This window comes from Frateuria sp. (genome assembly GCF_013362045.1).
GTDB lineage: Bacteria > Pseudomonadota > Gammaproteobacteria > Xanthomonadales > Rhodanobacteraceae > Frateuria_A.
The window spans coordinates 1-3,355 of sequence record NZ_JABFWW010000168.1 but is presented as its reverse complement, the minus strand read 5'-3'; the positions used below and the strand labels follow the sequence as shown (position 1 = coordinate 3,355).

The window sequence follows — 3,355 nt, the reverse complement described above, 5'->3', positions numbered from 1 at the left end:
GCAGGGTGTTCTCGGTGGTCTGGGCCAGGCCGCGCTCGGCGCCGGTGACGTCCTTGGCGCGCGTCTTGAAGAACGCCTGCAGGCGGTCGGCTTCCTCCTTCGAACAGCCGCCACCACCCATCAGGCCAGGCAGCCGGCCACCGGCGAAGCTGCCGGTGCGCTCGACGATGCGGTCGTAGTGGGCGACCGCCCACTTCCACATCGCGTCGCGCTGGGCGCGCGTCTCGCGGCTGCCGCGCAGCAGGGCAGCCATCTCGCCGACCTTGACCTGCTTGTCCAGCGCGAAGTCGCGCACCTGCTCGGCCAGGGCCGGATCCTCCACAGCGCTCAGGCCGGCCAGCATGGCGTTGCGCTGGGCGGGATCGGAGGTCTTGGGCAGCTCGGCGACCAGCGCATCGACCGCGCTCTTGCCGTGCTGCTGCACCGCCACGGCAAGCGCGCTGTCGAGCAGGTCCGGATCGGCCGCGTCCAGGCTGAGCCGGCCGTCGGCCTTGCGCTTGAGCGCCGCCTCGCCCTGCTCGAGCAATTGCGCGCGCACCTCGGGCAGTTTCACATCCAGCGCAAGGAAGCCGGCCAGCGTGCTGCGCAGCAGGGAATCGTCATCCGGCTCGCCGGCCTTGCGGTGGTAGCCCAGCAATTCCATGCGCGGCAGGTAGGCGGACTTGGCCCATGCCTCGAGGGCATTGCGCTGCGCGCCGGTGCCGGCCAGGTAGCGGTTGATCCACTCGAAGCTGGCGATCGGCGCGGTCGCCACCGCGCGCACGCGCGAGGCGGTCAACGGCTTGAGTGCGGCCAGGAGGTCGCCGGCGCCGATGTCGCCATGGTGGAAGCTGGCATCGGCTGCATCGGCGAAGGCCAGTTGCTCGGCGTCGGTCAGGTGGCTGATCTGGCCGCCCAGGCGGACCAGGTCGTCCTTGCCCATCCCGAAGCGGTAGTAGCCGCTGGCGTTCGCGTTGGGCATCACCCAGGTGGTGGCGCTGGCGCCCGGCAGCGCGATCGTGCCGGTGGCCTTTTCCAGCAGTTCGCAGTTGACCTTGCTGCCGTCGGCGGTGCCGTAGCGCACGCACACCGGCACGCCCCACACCTGCACCGCGTTGCCCTTGCTGCCAACCGGCAGGTAGCGGCTCTGGCTGAGCTCGAGCACGGTCTGGCCATCCTTGCGGGCGAGCTTCGTCTGCACGTAGGGCACGCCGGGCTGGTTGAGGAAGCTCTTGAAGGCCTGCTTGAAGTCCTCGCCCTTGTCGGCGGCCCTGGCGATCGAGTCGACCAGGTCGTCGGCGGTGGCGATGGAGAACTTGTGGTCCTGGATGTACTGGCGCATGCCCTGCTGGAAGGTCTTCTCGCCGACGTAGCCCTCGAACATGCCGAGCACGCTGGCGCCCTTCTGGTAGGTGATCGAGTCGAATGCGGTCTCGATGTCGCCGTTGCCGGTGATCGGCTGGCGGATCTTGCGCGCGGTGACCAGGCTGTCGTTGTCCATGGCGTACTGCGCGCCGCGCACGCGGTCGAGGTCCGCGCGGTATTCCGGGTGCACCTTCATGGTCACTTTCTGCTGCATCCAGGTGGCGAAGGCCTCGTTGAGCCAGATGTCGTTCCACCAGGCGGTGGTGACGGTGTCGCCGGTCCACTGGTGGGCCAGCTCGTGCGCGTTGACATTGAACGAACCGCGCACGTACTGCGCCGGGGAATCCGGATCGAGCAGCAGCAGCCAGTCGCGGAAGGTGACCAGGCCCGCGTTCTCCATCGCGCCGGCGGAGAAGTCCGGCGCGGCGAGCAGGTCGAGCTTGTCCCACGGATAGCCGAAGCCGTAGTAGTCCTCCAGCGTATGGATGATGCTCGGCGTCTCGGACAACACGTGCTGCATGCGGTGGCCCTCGCCCTTGGCGGCGATGCCGCGCAGCTGCAGCGGCGTGGCGCGGTAGGCGTCCGGCGAGATGTCCGGCCCGGCGACGATGTCCCACGGACCCACGCCGAAGGCGACCAGGTAGGTCGGCAGCGGCTTGGTCTGCGAGAAGGTCAGCGTCTTCCAGCCGCTGCCGGCGGGCGCTTCCTTGACCTGCTTGGTATTGGCGACCGCCTTCTCGTCGTTCGGGATGGTCAGGCTGATGTCGAAGGGCGTCTTGAAATCGGGTTCGTCGAAGCCGGGAAAGGCATAGCGCGCGCTGATCGGCTCCATCTGCGTCATCGCATATGGCACGCCCTCGTGGCTGACCTTGTACAGGCCCTGCAACTGCATGTTGAGCGGCGCGGTGTAGTCGAAGCTCAAGGTCAGCTGCTGCGGCTTGAGCGTGTCGGCGAAGTCGACGCGCACCACGCCTTCCTTCGGCGCCGCCTCGACATACTTGGCTGCGTGCGTCTTGCCGGCCGCATCGGTCACGCTGACCCTGGACACCTTCAGGTCATGTCCGTGCAGCCAGATGTGGTCCGATGCCTGCTTGAGGTCCACCTTGATGGTGGTGGTGCCGGAGAAATCCTGCTGGCGCGGATCGACCTTGAAGGACAGCGCATAGGACTGCGGCACGGCCCAGCGCGGCAGCTTGCCGTGCGGTACCTGGTCGGCGGGAGCGGCGAAGGCGGCGGCGCAGCAGGCGGCGAGCGCGGTGAGTACGAGCGGACGGACGAGTCGACGCATGGTGTTTTCCCCGGGGACTGTGAAGGCAACCTCCGGAAGCTAGGCCGGGCATGACTTGCGACACAGTGCCAAAAGGCATGGCCGGACGGCCGGCGGCGTGCTCGCGCAAGGCTCGTTTTCCTCAGGAAAGGGCTGGGGTGAGGTGGAGGCTCTGGCCCTGCCCAACGTGAAGCCTGCGCCCACGAGCGGGCAATGCTTCTGGCTTTTCCAAGAGCAAAGGCCTCCCCCTCACCCCGGCCCTCTGCCCCGGCTGGGCCGGAGAGAGGGAGGTGGAGGGTAGTCGCCCTGATAAAAAAACCCGGCCATCGCTGGCCGGGTTTCGGTGCAGTGGACACCCGCGCGGATCAGCCGGCCACGTCGGCCTGTTCCAGCGCCACCGCCACCGCGTGGATCACCGCGGCAATGCGGATCGCGCTCTGGATCGGCTGCGCCGAGAGCCCATGCTTGCGCAGGGTCTTCTCGTGCGAGTCCACGCACATGCCGCAGCCGTTGACGGCCGAGACGGCGATCGAGGCCAGCTCGAAGTCGATCTTGGCGCCGCCGGGGTTGGCGATCGCGTTCATGCGCAGTGCGGCGCGCAGGGTGCCGTACTCCGGCTCGCTCACCATGTGCACGAAGCGGTAGTAGATGTTGTTCATGCCCATGATCGAGGCGGCCACGCGGGCGCCGTTCAACTCCTCGGCGCTGGCGTGCTGCGCGGCCTCTTCGGCCACCGCCTGGGTC

The 3,355-nt window shown here is 68.1% G+C and carries 2 protein-coding genes; both read right to left on the bottom strand.

Annotated features, from left to right (window positions below):
* Positions 1 to 2,632, bottom strand: a 2,632-nt coding sequence (locus HOQ08_RS08055; protein WP_291193109.1) for a M1 family metallopeptidase, incomplete at its 3' end; no start/stop codon positions are given.
* 344 nt (positions 2,633 to 2,976) lie between these two features.
* Positions 2,977 to 3,355: carboxymuconolactone decarboxylase family protein (locus HOQ08_RS08050; RefSeq protein ID WP_291193107.1), on the bottom strand; the 379-nt coding region annotated here is incomplete at its 5' end.